Annotated in this window: 17 protein-coding genes, 1 tRNA gene and 1 pseudogene; 12 read left to right on the forward strand and 7 right to left on the reverse strand. The window is 63.6% G+C overall.

The genetic code is table 11. The annotated features are described in order from the left end of the window. Positions 1 to 60: 60 nt before the first annotated feature. From FPZ08_RS03975 to FPZ08_RS03985, 3 genes are read left to right on the forward strand one after another with little or no spacing between them, the layout of a single operon-like run. The gene (locus FPZ08_RS03975) at positions 61 to 906 is read left to right on the forward strand and encodes an N-formylglutamate amidohydrolase (RefSeq protein ID WP_146288785.1); all 846 of its coding nucleotides are present in this window, start codon (positions 61 to 63) and stop codon (positions 904 to 906) included. Then, positions 903 to 2,756, forward strand: coding sequence for a flavohemoglobin expression-modulating QEGLA motif protein (locus FPZ08_RS03980; RefSeq protein ID WP_146288786.1), 1,854 nt, complete (start codon positions 903 to 905; stop codon positions 2,754 to 2,756). Before FPZ08_RS03975 ends, FPZ08_RS03980 begins: the two co-directional genes overlap by 4 nt. Positions 2,757 to 2,768: 12 nt before the next feature. Further along, positions 2,769 to 3,815, forward strand: coding sequence for a glutathione synthetase (locus FPZ08_RS03985; protein WP_146288787.1), 1,047 nt, complete (start codon positions 2,769 to 2,771; stop codon positions 3,813 to 3,815). Positions 3,816 to 4,018: 203 nt separating this feature from the next. On the opposite strand, the gene FPZ08_RS03990 is transcribed toward FPZ08_RS03985, so the two are convergent. Both FPZ08_RS03990 and FPZ08_RS03995 read right to left on the reverse strand, forming a co-directional pair. Continuing rightward, positions 4,019 to 5,911 (reverse strand): bifunctional sugar phosphate isomerase/epimerase/4-hydroxyphenylpyruvate dioxygenase family protein, encoded by a 1,893-nt coding sequence (locus tag FPZ08_RS03990; protein ID WP_146288788.1) that lies wholly within the window; start codon positions 5,909 to 5,911, stop codon positions 4,019 to 4,021. 496 nt (positions 5,912 to 6,407) lie between these two features. After that, positions 6,408 to 7,094 (reverse strand): TetR/AcrR family transcriptional regulator, encoded by a 687-nt coding sequence (locus tag FPZ08_RS03995; RefSeq protein WP_146288789.1) that lies wholly within the window; start codon positions 7,092 to 7,094, stop codon positions 6,408 to 6,410. A gap of 154 nt (positions 7,095 to 7,248) precedes the next feature. On the opposite strand from FPZ08_RS03995, the gene FPZ08_RS04000 reads away from it, so the two are divergent. The 3 genes from FPZ08_RS04000 to FPZ08_RS04010 all read left to right on the forward strand — a co-directional run bounded on the left by FPZ08_RS04000 (position 7,249) and on the right by FPZ08_RS04010 (position 9,293). After that, positions 7,249 to 8,163 (forward strand): shikimate dehydrogenase, encoded by a 915-nt coding sequence (locus tag FPZ08_RS04000; RefSeq protein ID WP_342780160.1) that lies wholly within the window; start codon positions 7,249 to 7,251, stop codon positions 8,161 to 8,163. Between the two features lie 127 nt (positions 8,164 to 8,290). Further along, entirely contained in the window at positions 8,291 to 8,884 is a 594-nt protein-coding gene (locus tag FPZ08_RS04005) for a hypothetical protein (protein WP_146288790.1), read from the forward strand. Then, positions 8,874 to 9,293: a lysozyme inhibitor LprI family protein gene (locus FPZ08_RS04010; RefSeq protein WP_146288791.1), complete on the forward strand. Its 420-nt coding sequence runs from the start codon at positions 8,874 to 8,876 to the stop codon at positions 9,291 to 9,293. Before FPZ08_RS04005 ends, FPZ08_RS04010 begins: the two co-directional genes overlap by 11 nt. A gap of 44 nt (positions 9,294 to 9,337) precedes the next feature. Here the strand turns inward: FPZ08_RS04010 and FPZ08_RS04015 are convergent. Next, positions 9,338 to 10,010, reverse strand: a pseudogene (locus FPZ08_RS04015) (GntR family transcriptional regulator). 248 nt (positions 10,011 to 10,258) lie between these two features. Between FPZ08_RS04015 and FPZ08_RS04020 the strand changes: the two are divergent. From FPZ08_RS04020 to FPZ08_RS04045, 6 genes are all read left to right on the forward strand, one after another. Continuing rightward, a complete protein-coding gene (locus FPZ08_RS04020; RefSeq protein ID WP_146288792.1) occupies positions 10,259 to 11,239 on the forward strand; it encodes a sialic acid TRAP transporter substrate-binding protein SiaP in 981 nt (326 codons plus the stop codon). A 63-nt stretch (positions 11,240 to 11,302) separates the two neighbouring features. Further along, positions 11,303 to 11,821: a TRAP transporter small permease gene (locus FPZ08_RS04025; RefSeq protein ID WP_146288793.1), complete on the forward strand. Its 519-nt coding sequence runs from the start codon at positions 11,303 to 11,305 to the stop codon at positions 11,819 to 11,821. Beyond that, positions 11,818 to 13,128: a TRAP transporter large permease gene (locus tag FPZ08_RS04030; RefSeq protein ID WP_146288794.1), complete on the forward strand. Its 1,311-nt coding sequence runs from the start codon at positions 11,818 to 11,820 to the stop codon at positions 13,126 to 13,128. Before FPZ08_RS04025 ends, FPZ08_RS04030 begins: the two co-directional genes overlap by 4 nt. After that, the gene (locus tag FPZ08_RS04035; RefSeq protein ID WP_146288795.1) at positions 13,125 to 13,562 is read left to right on the forward strand and encodes a type II 3-dehydroquinate dehydratase; all 438 of its coding nucleotides are present in this window, start codon (positions 13,125 to 13,127) and stop codon (positions 13,560 to 13,562) included. Before FPZ08_RS04030 ends, FPZ08_RS04035 begins: the two co-directional genes overlap by 4 nt. 93 nt (positions 13,563 to 13,655) lie before the next feature. Next, positions 13,656 to 13,732, forward strand: a tRNA-Pro gene (locus tag FPZ08_RS04040). Positions 13,733 to 13,798: 66 nt separating this feature from the next. Further along, positions 13,799 to 14,770: a phosphotransferase enzyme family protein gene (locus FPZ08_RS04045; RefSeq protein WP_146288796.1), complete on the forward strand. Its 972-nt coding sequence runs from the start codon at positions 13,799 to 13,801 to the stop codon at positions 14,768 to 14,770. 59 nt (positions 14,771 to 14,829) lie between these two features. Here FPZ08_RS04045 and FPZ08_RS04050 read toward each other — a convergent pair whose 3' ends face one another. The 4 genes from FPZ08_RS04050 to FPZ08_RS04065 all read right to left on the reverse strand — a co-directional run bounded on the left by FPZ08_RS04050 (position 14,830) and on the right by FPZ08_RS04065 (position 19,386). Beyond that, positions 14,830 to 16,116, reverse strand: a complete 1,287-nt coding sequence (locus tag FPZ08_RS04050; protein ID WP_146288797.1) for an O-antigen ligase family protein — start codon at positions 16,114 to 16,116, stop codon at positions 14,830 to 14,832. Continuing rightward, complete coding sequence (locus FPZ08_RS04055) at positions 16,113 to 17,636, reverse strand: undecaprenyl-phosphate glucose phosphotransferase (protein ID WP_146288798.1); 1,524 nt, start codon at positions 17,634 to 17,636, stop codon at positions 16,113 to 16,115. The genes FPZ08_RS04050 and FPZ08_RS04055 overlap by 4 nt, the downstream gene beginning before the upstream one ends. A 71-nt stretch (positions 17,637 to 17,707) precedes the next feature. Beyond that, the gene (locus FPZ08_RS04060) at positions 17,708 to 18,835 is read right to left on the reverse strand and encodes a glycosyltransferase (protein WP_146288799.1); all 1,128 of its coding nucleotides are present in this window, start codon (positions 18,833 to 18,835) and stop codon (positions 17,708 to 17,710) included. Continuing rightward, positions 18,835 to 19,386 (reverse strand): polysaccharide biosynthesis/export family protein, encoded by a 552-nt coding sequence (locus FPZ08_RS04065; RefSeq protein ID WP_146288800.1) that lies wholly within the window; start codon positions 19,384 to 19,386, stop codon positions 18,835 to 18,837. Before FPZ08_RS04065 ends, FPZ08_RS04060 begins: the two co-directional genes overlap by 1 nt. Positions 19,387 to 19,444 lie beyond the last annotated feature (58 nt).

Here is a 19,444-nt window from a genome sequence, read left to right on the forward strand (position 1 = left end):
ATCGCCGATGGCCCGTTACTGTGACGTCGCCCATTCTCGGGCCCCAAGGCAAAGCGTCCAATGACTTACGCCCCGTCGCATATCTCGCCGAGCGCCAGTGACCTCACTGCCGCGATCGACAAAAACGCCCTCTGGTCCGTCGACCGCGCGGCCTCGCCGCTGATCGGCACCGCCATTCACAATGGCCATGCCCTGCGCGACGAAGTGGCCGCCATCATGGGTCTCGATGCGGCCGGGCGCCTGCGCGAGGAAGACCCCTTCACCGCCTATGCCATCCGCGACGTGCCCAATCGCATCATCTTCCATCGCTCGCGCTTCGAGATCGACCTCAACCGCGATACCGAAGGCGCCGTCTATCTGCGCCCCGACCAGGCCTGGGGCCTCGATATCTGGGCGCAGCGGCCTGAAGACGCACTGGTTCGGCGCTCGCTGGACGTTCACGCCGCCTACTATGCCATGCTGCACCAGATGCTGTCAGCCATTGCAGCCGAGCACGGCCAATTCGTGCTGCTCGACATCCACAGCTACAACCACCGCCGCAACGGTCCCGACGCCGATCCGACCCCGGAGGCCGACGCGCCGCAGATCAATATCGGCACGATCTCCATGGATCGCGCCCGCTGGGCCCATGTCGTCGATCCCTTCATGGACAGCCTGCGCGGCTTCTCCTTCCGCGGCCAGCCGATGGATGTGCGCGAAAACATCGCATTCGAGGGCAGGGGCGAACAGACCCGTTTCGTCCATGCCAATTTCCCCGATAGCGGCTGTGCCATCGCCATCGAGTTCAAGAAATTCTTCATGGACGAGTGGACGGGCGAGCCCGATATCGAGGCGCTGGAAGCCATGCGCGCCATGATCACCGCGTCGCTGCCCGTGCTGCTCGACAGTCTCAAGGCGTCTGCATGAGTGCCGCCAACGACAAGCTGCTGGCCGAGTTCGCCAAGGCGTTGGAGGCTGGCGAGCCCATCCGCCGCGATTTCGGTCGGGGCGAGCGGCTGCATATCGACCGGCCCCTGCCATTCCTCGTCGTGCATGTCGGACGCCGTCGCGAACCGGCCGCGCTGGATGTCGTCACTGCCAATTCGTCCTACCTGCTGGTCCGCAATCTCGGCACGGCCACCGCGATCATCAAGCTGGTCGCCGAGGCGATGACGGCGCGGTTCGGCGCCTTTATCCTGCTCGATATCGGCGAGCTGGCGCGCGACCTGCTGGCCAGCGACGCCGACTATCTGCCGCCCTTCGAAATGAGCGTGTCGGCCTCGGGCAATGGCCCGATCAAGCAGGCATTGCTGGCCTTTTCGGCCGCCGTCGAACAGGCCGAGGCAAAATATCGGGCGCCCCAGATCGCCCGGCCGAAAATCGCCGACGATCCGGCGGCGAAGTTGGCCCGCCAATTGCCCGACCTGGCCTCGTTGACGGTGCGTTTTGCGCCCATCTACCGGGTGCCGGAACCGGACGCGGTCTATCCCGAGCTGCTCGAGCGGCTGGTCGCCAATATCGTCGATGCCGGCCTGCGCGCGGTGGCCGCCTTTGTCGATGCCACCGGGAGCCTGGCCCTCTCGTCCCATCGCGCGCTCGGGCGCCGGGCCTTTGTCGATGCGGTGACCCGCGCCGACCGCGCTATCGACGAAGTGGCCCAGTCCTTCGATTTCCTGCTGGCCGTCACGCCGATCAACGCCTTGGCAGCCCGCGCCGAATTCGCCGAGAATGGCAGTGAGCGGGCGCCCCGTTTTCTCTACCGGCCACTGACCATCGATATATCCAGGCAGAAAAAGGCGCTGTTTTCCGTCGCGCTGGACCATTTCGAAGACCCGGTGCTGACCACGCTCTATCGTGAGAAACAGCAGGAACTCGACCTGCAACTCTCCCTGCTGTCAGCCCGCGAGACCCCGCGCTACGTCGAATTTGGCCGCGCGCTCTATGGTCCGGTCGAGCCGAGCCTGCTCAAGGCCGCCCGGAAAATCCTCGACGAAACCAAACCCCGCCGCGGCAAGCGCAAGGGCGATGGCGATGATGCCGACGTCGCCTTCGTGGAACGCCGCGCCCGCGCGATGATCAAGTCCTATGCCGGTGACTATGACGGCTTTTCGGCCAGCGTCGAACTGCGTGACGATCTGCCTTCGGGCCTGATGGTATCCGGCGGACGACTGCTGATATCGAGCAATACCACCATGGCCCGCCAACGGGTCGAAGCGCTGCTGAGCCACGAAGTCGGCGTGCATCTGTTGACCTATTTCAACGGCTCGGCCCAGGGCCTGCGCCTCTTCCGCTCGGGCCTGGCCGGCTATGAGGGTGTGCAGGAAGGCCTCGCCGTGCTGGCCGAATATCTGGTGGGCGGCATGACCATTGCGCGGCTGCGGCTCATCGCGGCGCGGGTCGTCGCCTGTGCCGACATGCTCGATGGCGCCACCTTCGTCGATTGCTATCGCCTTCTGGTGCGCGACCTCGGCTTTTCCGATGCAGCGGCCTTCAACCTGGCCTTGCGCGTCTATCGCGGCGGCGGCCTGCCCAAGGACGCGGTCTATCTGCGCGGCTTGCTCGAAGTGCTCGCCCATCTGCGGGCCGGCGGTTCGCTCGATCCCTTCTGGATGGGCAAGATCGCGGCCAGCCATTTCGGCGTCATGCAGGAATTGGGCACGCGCGGCCTGCTCAAGGCGCCGCGCCTGCTGCCCCAGTTTCTGTCCCATCCCGAGGCCGACAAGCGGCTCAAGGCGGCTTATGCCGGCATCACCCCACTAGAAATGTCGGCCAACTAGGAGCGTCACCCCATGCGCATTGCGTTTTTTGTCAATTCCATCAAAGGCGAAACGGTCAATTACTCGACCACCCACCTGGCGCTGGCTGCGCTCAGCCGGGGCCACGATATCTGCTACCTAACCCCCGGCGATTTCGTGCTGCGGCCGGATGACAGCCTGCTGGTGCGGGCATTGACCCTGCCGGCGAGCAATTACAAGAAGGCCGAAACCCTGTTCAAGGACCTGCAGGGCAAGGAGACCAAGGTGGAAACGCTCGACGTTTCCGAGATCGACATCCTGCTCCTGCGCAACGACCCGTCCGAGGACTCGGCCGACCGGCCCTGGGCCGCCCAGGTCGGGGCGATCTTCGGTCGCCTGGCCGCAGCGCGCGGCGTCATCGTGCTCAACGACCCCGATGGCCTCGCCCGCGCGCAGAACAAGCTCTATTTCCAGGATTTTCCTGCCTCTGTGCGCCCCGAGACCCTGATCGCCAAAAGCCTCGATGAAATCCGCAGCTTCATCGAGCAGCAGAAAAAGGGCGTCATCCTCAAGCCCCTGCAGGGCTCTGGCGGCAAGAACGTGTTCAAGATCGCCTCGCCCAAGGAATCCAACATCAAGCAGATTTTCGAGGCGGTGAGCGAGGAGGGTTACCTGATCGCCCAGAGCTTCATGCCCGAGGCATCGGAAGGCGACGTGCGCTTCTTTCTGATGAATGGCGTTCCCCTGCAGCGCGAGGGCAAGTTCGCCGCCTTCCGCCGCGCCCCCGCCAAGGGCGAAATTCGCTCCAATATCCATGCCGGCGGCAGCGCCGTACCCATCGAGGTCAACAAGACCATGCTTGATATCGCCGAAACCGTGCGGCCCAAGCTGGTGCAGGACGGCATGTTCCTTGTCGGGCTGGATATCGTCGGCGACAAACTGCTGGAGATCAACGTCTTCACGCCGGGCGGCCTCAACAATCTCAGCCAGATGTACGAGGTCGATTTCCCCATGAGCGTCATCGAAGCGCTTGAACAGAAGGTTGAAATCAAGAAGGGCTATCGCGGCGCGCTGAGCAACCGCGAACTGGCGACGCTGTAAGTGTCGATTTCTTCCTGAGCGCCCGCCCTTCTTCCCCTTCTCCCCTTGAGGGAGAAGGTGCCCGAAGGGCGGATGAGGGGTCCTGCGCTATCCATCTGCACTGAAGCATGGGAAGGCGCAGCACCCCTCACCCGGTTCTTCCGCTGGACGCGGAAGAACCACCCTCTCCCTCAAGGGGAGAGGGGCGAAGAAGCGAAAATGACCTACTGCCGCGGCATAGTGGCTGGCGTAAGGCTGCGCTTCTGCGCCGCGATGCGGAAGGGTGCATTGGCCGCGCCATAGCCACCATAGCCGCCCGCCCGCTGCACCACTTCGAAGAAAAAGCCTTCGCCCACATTGGTCGAATAAAGCTGGAAGAATTCCCCGCCCGCGTCACGGTCATAGAGGATGTTGGCCGCCCGCAGCCGCTCCAGCAGGTCCCCGCCAATGCCGAGCCGCGCCTGCAAGTCACTGTAATAATTCGGCGAAATCTCCAGCGTCTTCATGCCATTGGCCTGCAGCGCCGCCGCCGTGGCGAAAATGTCGTCGCTGGCAAAGGCCAGATGCTGGATGCTGGAGCCGAAGGTTTCGGCAATGAAATGCCCGGCCAGCGTGCGGTGGCTCTCGGCCCCGTTGAGTGTCAGCCGCAGCGACCCCGCCGCATTCTCGATCACCTGGCTGCGCACCAGCCCCGAGGGATCGACCACATCGACCATGGGGCTCTTCTCGGCCACGAAGATGGAGCGGTAGAACAGGATCCAGGTCAGCATCTCCTCGTAATTCATCGTCTGGGCCACATGATCTACCCGTCGCAATCCGGCATCCCGGCTTGGCTCGGGATCGCTTACCGGCTCGAACTCGATATCCCACACCCGACCCAGCGGGCTCTTCTCGTCGAGAAAATAAATCACCCCGCCACCAATGCCGCGAATCGCCGGAATGCTGAGCTGGTTCGGCCCGACGCGCTGGCTGAACAATTGCGCCCCCAGGGCACGCGCGCGATCCACCGTCGCCGCGGCATCATCCACCATCAGCCCCAGCGCATAGGCCGAGGTGCCATGCGTGAGATAGGCCGAATGCGCCAGTCCCTCGCGCTCGGTATTGATGACGATATTGATGTCACCCTGCGTGAAGCGCTCGACCGCCTTGCTCTTGTGCCGCCCGGTCAGCCGGAAGCCGAGCCGGCGCAGATGCCCCGCCAGCACCTGCGCTTCAGCCTCGTCGGCCGCGAATTCGACAAAAGCTACCCCCTGCACATCGACGCGCGGCGGCAGCACAGGCACATCGATGGCAATGTCCGGCTCGCTGTTGCGCACCTGATCCATCAGATAGACCAGCGAGCGATGGCCATCGGCGGCAATGGTGCGCGGCGAGCCGGAGCGGAACTGGTCGTTGAAGATTTCCAGCGAAATTGGACCATTATAGCCGGTGGCCGCCACCGCCCGCATGAAGTCGGTGACATCGAGATCGCCTTCGCCCGGCATATTGCGGAAATGCCGGCTCCAATAGAGCAGGTCCATGTCGATTTCAGGCGCATCGGCCAGTTGCACGATGAAGATTTTGTCGCCGGGAATAGATCGGATCGAATTGGGGTCGATTCCCCGCGCCAGCGTGTGAAAACTGTCGACAATGATGCCGATATTGGCGTGATCCGCCCGCCGCACGATCTCCCAGGCGTCTCGGTGGTCATTGACATGCCGGCCCCAGGCCAGCGCCTCATAGCCGACCCTGAGATTGCGCTTGGCTGCCCGCTCGCCCAGTTCGCGCAGGTCCGCAGCGGCACGATCGATCCCGCCCAGCGCCAGTGGCGACACGCTGGAACAGACCAGCATCAACTCGGTCCCCAGCTCCCCCATCAGGTCGAACTTGCGCTCCGCCCGCTCGAAGGCCTGGCTGCGCTGCGGCTCCGGCAGCCCCTCGAAATCGCGGAACGGCTGGAACAGCGTAATGGTCAGTCCGAGATCGGCCACCATCACCGCCACGTCGCGCGGCGAGCGGTCATAGGCCAGAAAGTCGTTCTCGAAAATCTCGACGCCATCGAACCCTGCCGCCGCAATGGCTTCCAGCTTCTCTCGCAGATCGCCGCTGATCGACACGGTGGCTATCGAGGTTTTCAAGGCGCATCCTCCAGTTCGCACAAAGAGTACGAACTAGTTAGTACATTTGCAAGGAGGGTGGCTGAGGGGTGGAGGGAGCGGGGCGGGGAAGGGGTGGAGCAGAGTGGGAAGCGGAGGGCAGAGCGGCGAGATAGGGTGGAGGTAGGGTGAGGGTGGAGGAGATAGGAATGAAGGGGCCCTGATGCGGCTAACGTGCGATGCCGGCAATGGTGTGCAGATCCCGCACCAAGAGTGGAGCCACCCCTCGCCCCTTGCGGGAGAGGGGGTAATTTCCTCGTTCAGAGGAAATTACGGGTGAGGGGCTTCGAGCCGGCCGAAGGCAAAATCGCTCCAGTGGAGCGATTTTAGGCGAGAAGGCCATGAGCGCTATGCGCGAATGGCTCCCTCCCATGCTTCAATGCCGACGTATAACGCGGCGCCCCCTCATCCGCCCTTCGGGCACCTTCTCCCGCAAGGGGAGAAGGGGGTCACCGCGGGGTTTGTGGCGAGGCGCCGCTCACACCCCGCCCAGCTCGTCCGCCTTCACCACGAACCGGATCACCATGTCTACCGTCTGCCGCCGCAGCGATTCCTGATAGGCCGGGCTCCCCACATCCTTGCCGAAAATCTTCGAAAACGTCGCCCGGTTGGACACGTTGAAGAAACACAACGCGCTGATCTGCCAGTGGATTTCCAGCGGGTCGAGTCCGGCGCGGAACACGCCATCGGCCAGCCCCTTGGCATAGATCGCCTCGATACTGCCGATGGCCGTGACATTGAGGTCGCGGATCACCCCAGACCGCTCGAGAAATTCTCCATGGTGGATATTCTCGATCATCACCATGCGGATGAATTCCTCATGCTGGTGATGGTGGTCGAAGGTGAATTCCACCAGGCGCTTCAGCGCATCCAGCGGCGGCAGGCCTTCGATATCGAGCTTGGCCTCGCCCTCGCGCACCTGGCGATAGGCGTTTTCGAGGGCGCTGACATAGAGCCCTTCCTTGCTGCCGAAATAATAGTAGATCATCCGCTTGGAAGAGCGGGTCTTGGCGGCGATTTCGTCGATCCGCGCGCCGGACAGCCCATTGAGCGCGAATTCCTGCGCCGCCACTTCGATAATGTTCTGTTTCGTGCCCTCGGGGTCCTGGACCCGCGAGGTGCCGTCCCGGGATTTGGTGCGGGATGTCGAAACTGGAGTGCTCATGCCGTCGTCGCCTTCCTCGGCGGCAATTGACTAAACTAACCAGTTCGTACATTTTGCCGCAAATCGCCTTGCAGCATTTATCCTTGTGCCGCGAGGGAAAGACAAGGCCGCCGCCGCTTTTCTGCCGGCCGGCGGCTGTCAGGGAGACTTCGCCTTGTCCACCGCCAGCAGCCAGCCCGCGCAGTCCTTTCGCGTCTCGGTCCTGCACAATCGCCTGCCCAGGCCCGATGGCATCACCATCGGCCTGGTCGGCCGGGGCATTGCCGCCTCGCTCTCGCCGCTGATGCACGAGCAGGAGGGCGCCAGGCAGGGTCTCGACTATCGCTATCACCTGATCGATTTCGACCGGCTCGAGCTCGACGATACCAGCCTGCCCGATATCCTGGCCGAAGCGCGAGACCTCGGCTTTGCCGGACTGAACGTCACCTATCCCTTCAAGCAGGCGATCCTGCCGCTGCTCGATGACCTGGCGCCCGATGCCGCCGCCATCGGCGCGGTCAATACCGTTGTGCTGGGCGGCGCGCGGAGCGTGGGTCACAATACCGACTGCTGGGGTTTTGCCGAAAGTTTCCGCCGCGACCTGCCGCATGTAGCGCGGGGCAGGGTGCTGCAACTCGGCTCCGGCGGAGCAGGCGCCGCCGTGTCGCAGGCCTTGCTGCAATGCGGTGCCGAGCGACTCGATATCTACGATACCGACGCGCCACGCGCCGAGGCCCTGGCCGAGCGGCTGCGCCGCCTGCTCGGCGCCAGTGCGCAGGCAGTGACTGATGTAGCAAGTGCCGCAAAAGGGGCCGACGGCATCGTCAACGCCACGCCGGTCGGCATGACCAGGCATCCCGGCCTGCCCATAGACGCCGCTTTGCTCGAAAGCCGGCACTGGGTCGCCGATGTGGTCTATTTTCCGCTGGAAACCGAACTAGTCCGCCACGCCCGCGCGCTCGGCTGCTCCGTGCTGTCAGGCGGCGGCATGGCCGTCTATCAGGCGGTACGGGCCTTCGAGCTGTTCAGCGGCCGCCAACCTGACCCCGTCGCCATGACTGCGAGTTTCAGCGCCGCGGTCAAAGCGTAACCGCGCGCTTTCGGGTTCGCTCCCGGCCAGTGGCCACTTCGCCCCAGTCCAAGCGCTATTTTGCTACGGCGGCTAAGCTCAAGCCGGGGCACGATTGACATGGCAACGGCCATGGACTGGAGGCGTGATGAATCCCGCCATATGGCTGCCGCGGCAGGCCTGTCTCGCTCTGCCGCTCGCCTTGATCGTCTGCGGGCAGCCGCTGGCACAAGAGGCCCTTCCGAGCGGGGCGCAGGGGGCAACACTGGCCGGGGCATGCTTTACGGCCGGCAGTCCGGGCGGCGCCCGCTTGCACCCGCCATCCGACATCGTTGCCCTGATGCTCCGCCCCCGCGATCCACAACGCGACGGCGACGGCAGCTTCCCGGCCGATGGATCGGTGACGCGGGAACCCGCCGGTCCGGACGATGTCCCGGTGACCCTGACCGCGGCTTACGCCGATGATGCGGTCGACGGCCCGATCTGGGGCCAGCGCTTCACCTGCTCGCCATATGACGGGCGTTTTATCTGCGGGGTCGCCGACTGGTGCGCCGATGTCGGCTTCGACCTGACCATTGATGGCTCGGATGGGATCACCCTGGAAATACTGGATGACGCCGGTTCGATCGGCGTTCTGGGGGATTCCTGCAACGAGGCCGGGCGCGCGCTGGGCGACGAGACGACCCCGACCATGAGCTTCCACCTGGACCGGCGCCCGATCGCGATCTGCCATGACCAGTGAGCGCCCGGCTTTGAGTATCCGGGCGGCCTGTCTCGCTGCTGCGCTGCTGTCTGCGCCCGCGCCGGCCCTGGCGGCCCCGGCCGGTGCCCATGCGCTCTACGCGCAATGTCTCGAAGGCAGCGACGGCTCGAACTTTGAATGGGAACAGTGCGGTCTGGACTATATGGCGCGCGAGCGGCAGCTTCTGGACAACACCTGGAAACAGCTGCTCGACGGCAGCACGGGCCAGACCCGCCGCGACCTGATCAACGAACAGGATGCCTGGACGACGTTCAGCACCTTCGCTTGCATCTTCTACGCCAATGGCGATCTCGGCCGCGAGGGGCAGGTGCTGGATTACCCCGCCTGCGTGGCCAGCATGTTCGCCGATCGCACCCGAAGCTTGCGATCCTATATGGGCGTGCCATGATCCGGTCATCTGCCGACGATTGGTGAGGTCGCGAGCGAATCGACCTAGATTCGCCCGGTGCTCAGCACGTAATCGACGCCACTCCTGATATGCCCCGTCAGCTTGCCGACAATGCCTTCGGCATCGCGCCGCATGGCCAGGTCGAACAGCGCCCGGTGGTCGTCCATCACCGCCGAGCCGCGAAAACTGGCTGCCAGCATGTGGTAGCGGATGAAGCGGTCGAACACCGAGGCATGCAGGTCGAGCAGCGTGCGCGAGCCGCAGGCCGAGATCAGCGCATTGTGGAAAGCAAAGTCGTACCGCACCCACTGCGCCGTACGATCGATCTCGCCGGCCAATAACTGCGCCTCGACCACGCTCAGCTTGTGGTGGGCCGCTACCACGCGCCCCTCCCAGTCGAGATCGCCGGTTTGCAGCGAAAGCCTGATGGCGTGGCTTTCGAGCAGCAGGCGCAAATCGGCCACCTCGAGCAGGTTTTCCGCCGTTGCCGGAGCCACCTCGAAGCCGCGCTGCCCCTCGGCCACCACGAACTGTTCGCTGGCCAGCCGATTGAGAATCTCCCGCAGCGTGCTGACGCTGGCGCCATAGCGGGTTTTCAGCGAGATCGAGCTTGAGCTTTTTGCCGGGCGGCAGGGCGCCGGCAATGATGTCGTCCCGAATCCGCCGGAAGGCGATATCGCCAATGCCTTCGTCTGTGAGCTGTCTGTCGTCTGCCAATTCTGCCTCCGTCACCGGCTTTTACCCAAGGAAACGCCTGACGTCAAAGCAATCAGAAAATATCAGATGAATTAAAAAACACATGACAAACGGAAAACGGGCCGCTAGTTTTCCACCAGTGGGAAACGTGCCATTGACTTGAACGAACTATTTCGTACATTGTGCGTCGGGACGGAAAACGACGGTGATACGGCCGTGCGTCCGGTGAGGATGGCCCGCTTGCTGCGGGCACAAATGGGAGGATGACAATGCGTTTTGGATTCACGCGCCGCGCGGTGCTGCTTGGTGGCCTGATGCTGGCGGCTGCGATGCCCGCCATGGCACAGGACAAGCCCGTGCTGCGGTTTTCGGCGGTGTTCTCGGCCGAGGATATTCGCGCCGAGATGATGGACCTGTTCGCCGGCCAGATCATCGAGGATTTCACCCTCGAGCCCTATTATGGCGGCAATCTCTTCAAGCAGGGCACCGAACTGGTGGCCTTGCAGCGCGGGAACCTGGAAATGGGCAATATCGCCCCGCAGGACGTGTCCAACCAGATCCCGGCCTGGTCGGTGCTGACCTCGGCCTACCTGTTCCGCGACGCCGCCCATCTGCGCACCTTCTTCGACAGCGATGTCGGGGCTGAATTCAAGCAGATGGCCGAAGACCAGCTCGGCATCCACATTCTGGGCCCGACCTATTTCGGCGCCCGCCAGGTCGGCCTGCGCATCGACAAGGAAATCAAGACTCCGGCGGACATGGCCGGCATCAAGCTGCGTATGCCCGGTGGCGATGCCTGGCAGTTCCTGGGCGAGGCGCTGGGCGCCAATCCCACGCCGATGGCCTATGCCGAGGTCTATACCGGCCTGCAGACCGGCGCCATCGACGGCCAGGACAATCCGCTCCCCAACGTCGAGAACATGAAGTTCTACGAAGTGATGGACCAGATCGTGCTGACCTCGCATCTGGTGGGCTATGACCTCCTGGTCATTTCCGGCGATGCCTGGAATGCCATGACGCCCGAACAGCAGGAAAAGGTGCAGGCCGCCGCCACGGCAGCCATCGACTTCAGCCAGCAGGCACATCTCGATCGCGAAGCCGAGCTGCTCGAGCAGTTCAAGACCGTCGGCCTCAACATCTATGAGCCGGACCTGGATGCCTTCCGCGCCCATGCCCAGCAGATGTACCTGGACTCCGACCTGGCCAAGGACTGGCCGGAAGGCGTGATCGACCGCATCAACGCCCTCTAGACTGAACTCCGCATGCGGCGGTACCGGTTTGCGGTGCCGCCGTACCTGCCTCGGAGACTGCTGATGAATTCCCGACTTGCCGGCCTCGGCGCGTGGTTCCATGCCCGCGCTGAAAACATCCTCGCAGCCATGCTCGCCGTTATGTTTTCGGTGTTCATCCTGCAGATCGTCTTCCGCTACATCCTCAACCTGCCCATTGGCTGGACGCATGAAATCAGCGTCATCATGTGGTTGTGGATGGTCCTGTTCGGTACTGCCTTCGTGGTGCGCGACAGCGAGGAAATCCGCTTCGACATCGTCTATTCGGCAGTCAGCGACCGCTGGCGGCGGGCTATGGTGGCGATCACGGCCATCACGCTCATCTTCTTCTTCGCCATCTCGCTGCCCGCGGTCATCGACTACGTGCTGTTCATGAAGGTCGAGAAGACCGCCTATCTCAAGATCCGGTTCGACTGGCTCTATTCCATTTACGCCATCTTCGCGGTGGCCACCATCGTCCGCCAGTTCTGGCTCGGCTGCCAGGCTATCTGGGGCAAGGGCCCCGAAGCGTTCGATCCGACCAAGGCGAGCTCCGGCATATGATCCTCTCCACCGCTTTCACTCTCGCCCTCGGGCTGATCATCGTGCTGTCGGTGTTCGGCCTGCCCATGGGCCTCTCCATGATCTGCGCTTCCGTGCTCTACCTGCTGATGCGCGGGCAGGACATGGGCATCGTTGCCGAGCAGTTCCTCAACGGCATGTATTCCAACTACATCATGCTGGCCGTGCCGCTCTTCATTCTCGCCGCCGAGATCATGAATTCGGGCACCCTGTCCGAGCGCCTGCTGCGCTGGTGCGATGCCGTTGTCGGCCGCTTCCGTGGCGGCCTGGCCCAGGTCAATATCCTGCAATCCATCGTCTTTGCCGGCATGTCCGGCTCAGCCATCGCCGATGCCGCCGGCTCGGGCAAGATGATGCAGCACATGATGACGCAGGACGGCAAATATACGCCCAGCTACGCCGCCGCGCTGACCGCCGTCACTGCCGTGATCGGGCCGATCATTCCGCCCTCCATCCCCATGGTGCTCTACGCGCTGATTGCCGATGCCTCCATCGGCTACCTGTTCCTGGCCGGTGTCGTGCCGGGCCTGCTCATGGCCGGCGTCATGATGATCCAGGTCGCCGTCACCGCCCGCACGCGCAACTTCCCGGTCGAAAAGCCGGTCCCCCTGCGCCAACTGCCCAAGATGACCTGGCATGCTTTGCCGGTGCTCTTCATGCCGATCGTGCTGATGTACGGCATCTATGGCGGCATCACCACGCCGACCGAGGCCGCCGCCGTCGCTGCCTTCTATGCGCTGGTCGTTTCCATCGTCGTCTATCGCAGCGTCAGGCTGCCCGACCTCTATGCCGCGCTGCTGACATCAGCCAAGACCACCGCCTCCATCGGCATGCTGATCGCCGGCGCGCTGGTGTTCAACTATGTCGTCACCATCGAGAACATCCCGCACAGCCTCAGCGCCATCCTGCTCTCCTGGGATCTCAACCCGATCACCTTCCTGATCGCGGTCAATATCCTGCTGCTGATCCTGGGCTGCGTGCTCGAAGGCACCACCATCCTGCTGGTCATCGTGCCGGTGCTGATCCCCACCGCCTCGGCGCTGGGCATCGACATGGTGCATTTCGGGGTGGTTGTGGTGGTCAACATCATGCTGGGCCTGGTGACGCCGCCCTATGGCCTGCTGCTCTTCATCATGACCCGCATATCCGGCGCCCCGATGAAGGCCATTGTCGGTGACGTCCTGCCATTCCTCGGCGGGCTGGTCCTGGCGCTGATCCTCTTCACCTTCGTGCCCGAAACGGTGCTCTGGCTGCCCCGGATGTTCGGCTATGGCGGTGGTGGCCTATGAAGCCGATCTATGTCCTTAACGGCCCCAACCTCAACCGGCTGGGCAAGCGCGAGCCGTCCATCTACGGCGCCACCACGCTTGATGAGGTCGAGCAGATTTGCCGCGCCACCGCCGGCGACCGGCCCATCGTGTTCCACCAGACCAACAGCGAGGAAAAGCTGATCGATCTTGTGCACGAGGCCATAGACGAGGGGGCAGGGATCATCATCAATCCCGCCGCCTTCACCTTCACCTCGCTGGCCCTCCTCGATGCCCTCAAGATGTTCGAAGGCCCTGTCATCGAGTTCCACATCTCCAACATCCATAAGCGCGAGCCGATCTATCACCGCTCCTACGTGTCGATTCGCGCCGACGCCGTCATGGCCGGCCTCGGCGCCCGCGGCTACGCCACGGCCGTTACCGCCATGCTGACGATGCTGGCCGACCGCGCCTAGGGCACGATCGGCGTTGAATTTTTCGTTTGGTTCCGTTTCGGGCAAAATCGCCTCTTGCCTCAGATGCCGAGCTTGTCTATGTCACGGGCCAGTCGGGGCGTAGCGCAGCCTGGTAGCGCATTTGTCTGGGGGACAAAGGGTCGTCGGTTCAAATCCGGCCGCTCCGACCATTCTCACTTTTCGCAGAACTCGCGCCGCCCGGCATCGGGCGGCACTGCCAGCCTGGAGCCTTGCCCATGCCGCTGACGGCGCGTGAAATAGAGCCCGTACTGGCATGCTGGGATGAAGTCGAAGGTGCCCAGGCCCGACTCATCAATCACTCCGAAAACCACACCTTTCAGCTCGACACCCCGGCGCGGGGCAGTTTTACCCTGCGCATCCATCGTGCCGGCTATCAGTCGCGCGGCTCGATCGAGAGCGAACTGGCCTGGCTGAAAGCCCTGCGGCAGGATACGTCGCTCCCCATCCCCGAACCGGTCCCCGGTCGCGATGGCCAGATGCTGCAGCGTTTCGGCACAGATGATGGTGAGCGACTGGCCGTGCTGTTCCGCCACATCCCCGGCAGCGAGCCGCAGCCCGAGGGCAAGCTGGACGACCTGTTCGGCACGCTCGGTATCTACGCCGCCACGATGCACAACCATGTCACCACCTGGCAGCGCCCGCCCGGTTTCGAGCGGCAGGTCTGGCAGGCCGCGACCATTCTGGATTCCGATGGCCTATGGGGCGACTGGCGCATTGCCCCCGGCGTCAACCGCAACAACAGGCCAGTGCTCGACCGGCTGGATTCCGCCCTCTGGTTGCGCCTGGCCGCCTATGGCACCAGCCCCGACCGCTACGGCCTGATCCATGCCGATATGCGCCTGGGCAATCTGCTGGTCGATGGCGACAAGCTCACGCTGATCGACTTCGATGATTGCGGCTTCTGCTGGTTCGCCTACGACTTTGCCGCCGCCATCTCGTTCTACGAGACCAGCCCGGCCATTCCCGTGCTCAAGGCGGCCTGGCTCAAGGGCTACCAGTCCGTGCGTCAGCTGGGCGCCGAGGATATCGCCGCCATCGACGCCATGGTCATGCTGCGCCGCATGGCGCTGCTGGCCTGGATCGGCTCGCATGCCGAAACCAACCTTGCCCAGCAGCATATGAACGGCTTTGCCGATGGCACGGCCCAGCTCGCCGAGCGCTACCTGCGCGGCTCTCTCTGGCCGTAACGCTACCCTGGAGACCTCACGGTGAGCTTGTCGAACCATGCGGCCGGCCGACACCCGTCCTAGATCAGCATCCGCTCCCGTGGCGCCGAGGCGCGGGCGTCATTGCCGATGGCGCTGGCAATGCCCCAGATCAGCCCGGCCACCAGATAATAGTGCCGCCAATGGTCGGAATCGATGATCGCCGATTCGCCGACCAGCATGGTGAAGGTCGCCACCAGCGGGATCATCATCAGGCGATAGGGGGAGGGGCGGGTCAGCGCCGCAATGCCGCGCCACAGCGTCAGGATGACCAGCAGGTAGTAAAACGCCCCGCCGCCCCAGCCATAGACATGCAGCACCGAGACATAGACGTTATGCGGCTCCTCGATAATGCGCAGGTTGTGGAATTCGCTCGGCCCGATGCCCAGTGGATGGTCCAGCGCCAGTTCGAACGCATAGCCCTGGCGGCCGAAACGGCCGGTTTCCCCTGAATCGTAGTTCTGTCCGGCGGCGCGGGTCTCGAACAGGTCGGCCACCGAGGGAATGCTCAGCAGCCCCGCCAGCGCCACGACAAGCATGGCCGCGCCCACCAGCGACATGATCATGATGCGGACCTTGTCGCGCGCTGCCGCCTCCAGCCAGAAGCACAGCACCAGCACAATCAGCGACGACAGCGCGAAATGCCCCCACGCAGCGCGCGAGAAGCTGACGAACACGCCCACGAACAGCACCAGGTAGATGAGGGCGGCAATGATCGCGCTGCGCCCCGAACTCAGCAGGACCCGCTGCAGCGCATACATGGCCGGCAGCACCAGGAAGGGGCCGAACACATTGGGATCGTTGAAGGCGGCCTTGGCCCGGCCATAGCGCAGGAAGATATCAGCCCCCGGCATGATGCCGAGATAGGCCAGCGTTCCCACCAGCGCTGAAATCACGGCGGTCGCCGTATAGGCATTCATCACCAGCCGCATGCGCCTTTCGGTCGCCTCGGCCACGTAATTGGCGATGAAATACGTCGTCAGCAGCAGGAAGATGGTGACGATGGAAAAGATCAGCGCATCGGTGATGTCAGTGAACCGCACCTGGAAGCATGCGATCAGCGCGAAGGGCGTGAAGCCGATGAGAATGGCCAGCAGCCCGAAGGTCGACCGATAGAGCCCCAGCCCGGCCACAAAGGCCAGCGGCAGCACGACGAGAAAGGTCAGCTCGTACGGCGAGGGCTCGAACAGCACCAGCCCGCCGGTAAAGATCCACACCGCCACCATGACATCGAGCAGGCGCATGGCGCGCGCGCGGATGACGGCAAGGCCGAGTCCATTGGACCCGGCCCCGGAATGTCCGCCCTCAAGGGTTCCGGTGGCGCTCAATAGGCATTCTCGTTCTTGGCCACGAGCGAGACCGGCGTCATCACCACGATGTAGAGATCGAACAGGATCGACCAGTGCTCGATATAGTAGAGGTCGTGGTTCACCCGCTGCATGATCTTTTCGATCGTGTCGGTTTCCCCGCGCCAGCCATTGACTTGTGCCCAGCCCGTCATGCCCGGCTTCACCCGATGGCGGGCGAAATAGCCTTCCACCGCTTCGTAATAGAGCAGGTTGTCGGCCTTGGCCTGCAGCGCATGCGGCCGTGGCCCGACAATCGACAGCTCGCCCTTAAGCACGTTGAACAGTTGCGGCAGCTCGTCGATGGACGTCTTGCGGATGAACTTGCCGACCTTGGTGACGCGCGGATCGCCCTTGGTCACCTGTTTGACGGCATTGTGGTCCAGCGTTTCGGTCCGCATCGAGCGGAATTTGTAGATCTTGATCAGCTCGTTGTTGAAGCCGTGCCGGTTCTGCCGGAAGAACACCGGCCCCTTGCTTTCGAGCTTGATGGCGATGGCCGTGACGATCATCACCGGCGACAGCAGGATCAGCGCCGTCAGTGCCACCACCTTGTCGAACACCCATTTGAAGACCAGGTTCCAGTCCGAAATCGGCCGGTCGGCCATGTCGAACACGGCGATATCGCCGACATAGGAATAGGCCTTGTTGGTGAATTTGAGCTTGCTCATATGCGCCGACAGGCGGATATCGACAGGCAGCACCCAGAGCTGGGTCAGCATATCCAGCACGCGCTTTTCCGCCGAAAGCGGCATCGACACCATCACCAGGTCGACAGGTGTGCGTCGTGCGAATTCGATGAGGTCGGCCACCTTGCCCAGCTTGGCATAGCCCGCCACCATGTCGGGCGAACGGTCATCGATCCGGTCGTCGAACAGGCCCAGCAGCAAGATGTCATTGCTGGCGCTGGCGCCGATCTGCTCGATCAGCACTTCGGCATCCTTGCCGCCACCGACGATGACAGTGCGCCGCCGCAGCCGTCCTGCCGCCGTCCAGTGCTGCACCAGCGCCCGCAGGCCCAGGCGGAACCCGATCAGCAGTGCCGCCCCGCCAATATACCAGCTGATCAGCCAGACGCGCGAGAACAGGTCCCCCGCCTTGAAAAAGAAGATGCCGACCGTCAGCAGCGTCATCACCAGCGTCCAGGCGACCAGCGTGCGGCCAATCTGGTTGAACACGGTGCGATACGCCGCGATACGATGCGTGCGCGCCGCGTTGAACAGCACATTGGCCATCAGGCACGCGGCCAGGATCACCGGGACATAGAAGGCCGGCTGCCCCAGCTCCACGTAATATTCGTAAATGCCGTAGCCCAAAGTCGCCAGCAGCACGGCCTCGACCACCTGCGCCACCCCGACTACGACGGCGCCCGAAATACCGCGCTCCACCGGAGCGGCGATAATGGCCTCGGCCTGATCGGAAAGCGAGCGCCCCGCTTCGCCTGCGGCGCTTTGCTTGGATACGTGCTCCAGCACGGCCTGCTTGGGGTCAACTCGATACATGGGACGCTACCGGAACAGAACTCTCCCGGCACTATCGGCTCAATGGGTTTATATCAGATGAAGTTGAAGCCTCAACCTCGCGCCAATACGGCCTGGTAGAGCGCCTCGATCCCGTCGGTCATCGTGGCCAGTGAAAACCGGCTTTCGATATGGGCAAGACGCGCCAGCATCTCCGCCTCCGCCGCGTCGGGATCGTCCAACACGCCCTGCATCGCCGCACCCAGTGCCACGGCGTCACCTGATGGCACCAGGCTTGCCGCAGTCGGCCCGAAAATCTCGGGAATCCCGCCGACATTGGTGGTGATCACAGGCAGCCGCGCCGCTGCCGCTTCCAGCACCACATAGGGCAGGGACTCCGCCAGCGACGGCACCACCGCAATGCGCCCCCTGGCAAAGGTCGGCCGCGCCGGCTGCGCCCCCAGCAGCGTGATGCGTTCGCCCAGCCCCAGTCGGGCAATCTGCGCCTCGAATTCGCCCCGGCTGGGCCCGTCGCCTGCCATCACCAGATTGGCCGGCGTCCCGTCGGCGCGCTTCACCCCAACCAGCGCCTCGGCCAGCACATGAATGCCCTTGAGCTCCCGCAATTCGCCGACAAACACGAAATCCGCCGCATCCGGCTCCGGTACCATCGGAACGAATTCGTCCGGCGCCAGGCCGTTATGGATCACCTCGGTGGGGCAGGTGGGCGCCCCGATCAGCGCCGCATAGGTGGCCTGTGCATAGGCGCTCTCGAAGACGACCGCCCCGGTTCGCGCCATCAGCCAGCGCTCCAGCAGGTGGAACACCCGCCCGGACAGCGAAGACCGTGAAAAATGCAACACCCCGCCATGCGGCGTATAGAGCGCCACCGCCTTGCCGCCGCCCAGCAGCGCCAGCCGGGCGTAAAACCCGCCCTTGGCCCCATGCCCATGCATCACATCGATATCAAGCGAGCGGGCCAGCTTGCGCACCGCGAACGGCGTCTTGAGATCGCCCCCGCCCAGCACGCGGGGCATGGCAAAGCGGTGGATGCCCAGGCTCGCATGCGGCAGCAATTCGGCCAGCTTGCTTTCGGTCTGCGCGTCGTTGGCCAGGCTATCGACCACCAGGCCCACAGCGTGGCCATTGGCCGCCAAGGCCCGTGTCAGGTCCGCCACATGGCGGAACAGCCCTCCCACCGGTGCCCGCATCACCTGCAGGATACGCAGTGGTTTGGCCATTAGAACCAGCGTTCGAGAATGACGATCGTATCGCCCGGATAGATGGGGAAATCGAGATCGACATTGCCCTTGACCATCTCGTTGCCCTGGCGGCGATAGACCACGGCACGATTGCGGTCCGCCGTATCGGAGAACCCGCCCGACGTGCTGATCGCCGCCCGCACGGTCATGCCGTAGACATATTGGAACTGCCCGGCATTCTGCACCTCCCCCTGGATGAAGAAGGGCCGGTATTCCGCCACTTCCACCGCCACATCGGGATTGCGCATATAGCCATTGGCCAAGGCCCCGGCCAGCCGGCTGGCGGCCATGGTCGTGGTGACGCCGCGCACCTGCACCGGCCCCACCAGCGGGAAGGCGATCGAACCGCTATCATCGATGCGATAGGTGTCGCTCAGTTCAGTGTCGCCATAAACGGTCACCCGCACCGTGTCGCCGGTGTCGAGCTGATACGGCCCCTTGGTCTCGACCAGATAGGTCGCCGGGCGCGTTGTGGCGCATCCCGCCAGCGGCAGCATTAGCGCGATCGTGAGGACAGGCAGCCAGCGCATGAGAATCCCGGGTCATTCAGTGCACCGCAATGTCGCGCGATCGTGGTTAACAAAGTCC

Origin of the sequence: Devosia ginsengisoli (assembly GCF_007859655.1) — a bacterium.
GTDB lineage: Bacteria > Pseudomonadota > Alphaproteobacteria > Rhizobiales > Devosiaceae > Devosia > Devosia ginsengisoli.

What these genes read in the sequence shown, in the direction of transcription:
- FPZ08_RS04025 (WP_146288793.1), top strand. Translation starts at nt 11,303, where the DNA reads ATGAATTCCCGACTTGCCGGCCTCGGCGCGTGGTTCCATGCCCGCGCT.
- FPZ08_RS04045 (WP_146288796.1), top strand. Translation starts at nt 13,799, where the DNA reads ATGCCGCTGACGGCGCGTGAAATAGAGCCCGTACTGGCATGCTGGGAT.
- FPZ08_RS04035 (WP_146288795.1), top strand. Translation starts at nt 13,125, where the DNA reads ATGAAGCCGATCTATGTCCTTAACGGCCCCAACCTCAACCGGCTGGGC.
- FPZ08_RS03995 (WP_146288789.1), bottom strand. Translation starts at nt 7,094, where the DNA reads ATGAGCACTCCAGTTTCGACATCCCGCACCAAATCCCGGGACGGCACC.
- FPZ08_RS04055 (WP_146288798.1), bottom strand. Translation starts at nt 17,636, where the DNA reads ATGTATCGAGTTGACCCCAAGCAGGCCGTGCTGGAGCACGTATCCAAG.
- FPZ08_RS04065 (WP_146288800.1), bottom strand. Translation starts at nt 19,386, where the DNA reads ATGCGCTGGCTGCCTGTCCTCACGATCGCGCTAATGCTGCCGCTGGCG.
- FPZ08_RS04010 (WP_146288791.1), top strand. Translation starts at nt 8,874, where the DNA reads ATGACCAGTGAGCGCCCGGCTTTGAGTATCCGGGCGGCCTGTCTCGCT.
- FPZ08_RS04030 (WP_146288794.1), top strand. Translation starts at nt 11,818, where the DNA reads ATGATCCTCTCCACCGCTTTCACTCTCGCCCTCGGGCTGATCATCGTG.
- FPZ08_RS03980 (WP_146288786.1), top strand. Translation starts at nt 903, where the DNA reads ATGAGTGCCGCCAACGACAAGCTGCTGGCCGAGTTCGCCAAGGCGTTG.
- FPZ08_RS03975 (WP_146288785.1), top strand. Translation starts at nt 61, where the DNA reads ATGACTTACGCCCCGTCGCATATCTCGCCGAGCGCCAGTGACCTCACT.
- FPZ08_RS03985 (WP_146288787.1), top strand. Translation starts at nt 2,769, where the DNA reads ATGCGCATTGCGTTTTTTGTCAATTCCATCAAAGGCGAAACGGTCAAT.
- FPZ08_RS04005 (WP_146288790.1), top strand. Translation starts at nt 8,291, where the DNA reads ATGAATCCCGCCATATGGCTGCCGCGGCAGGCCTGTCTCGCTCTGCCG.
- FPZ08_RS04060 (WP_146288799.1), bottom strand. Translation starts at nt 18,835, where the DNA reads ATGGCCAAACCACTGCGTATCCTGCAGGTGATGCGGGCACCGGTGGGA.
- FPZ08_RS04020 (WP_146288792.1), top strand. Translation starts at nt 10,259, where the DNA reads ATGCGTTTTGGATTCACGCGCCGCGCGGTGCTGCTTGGTGGCCTGATG.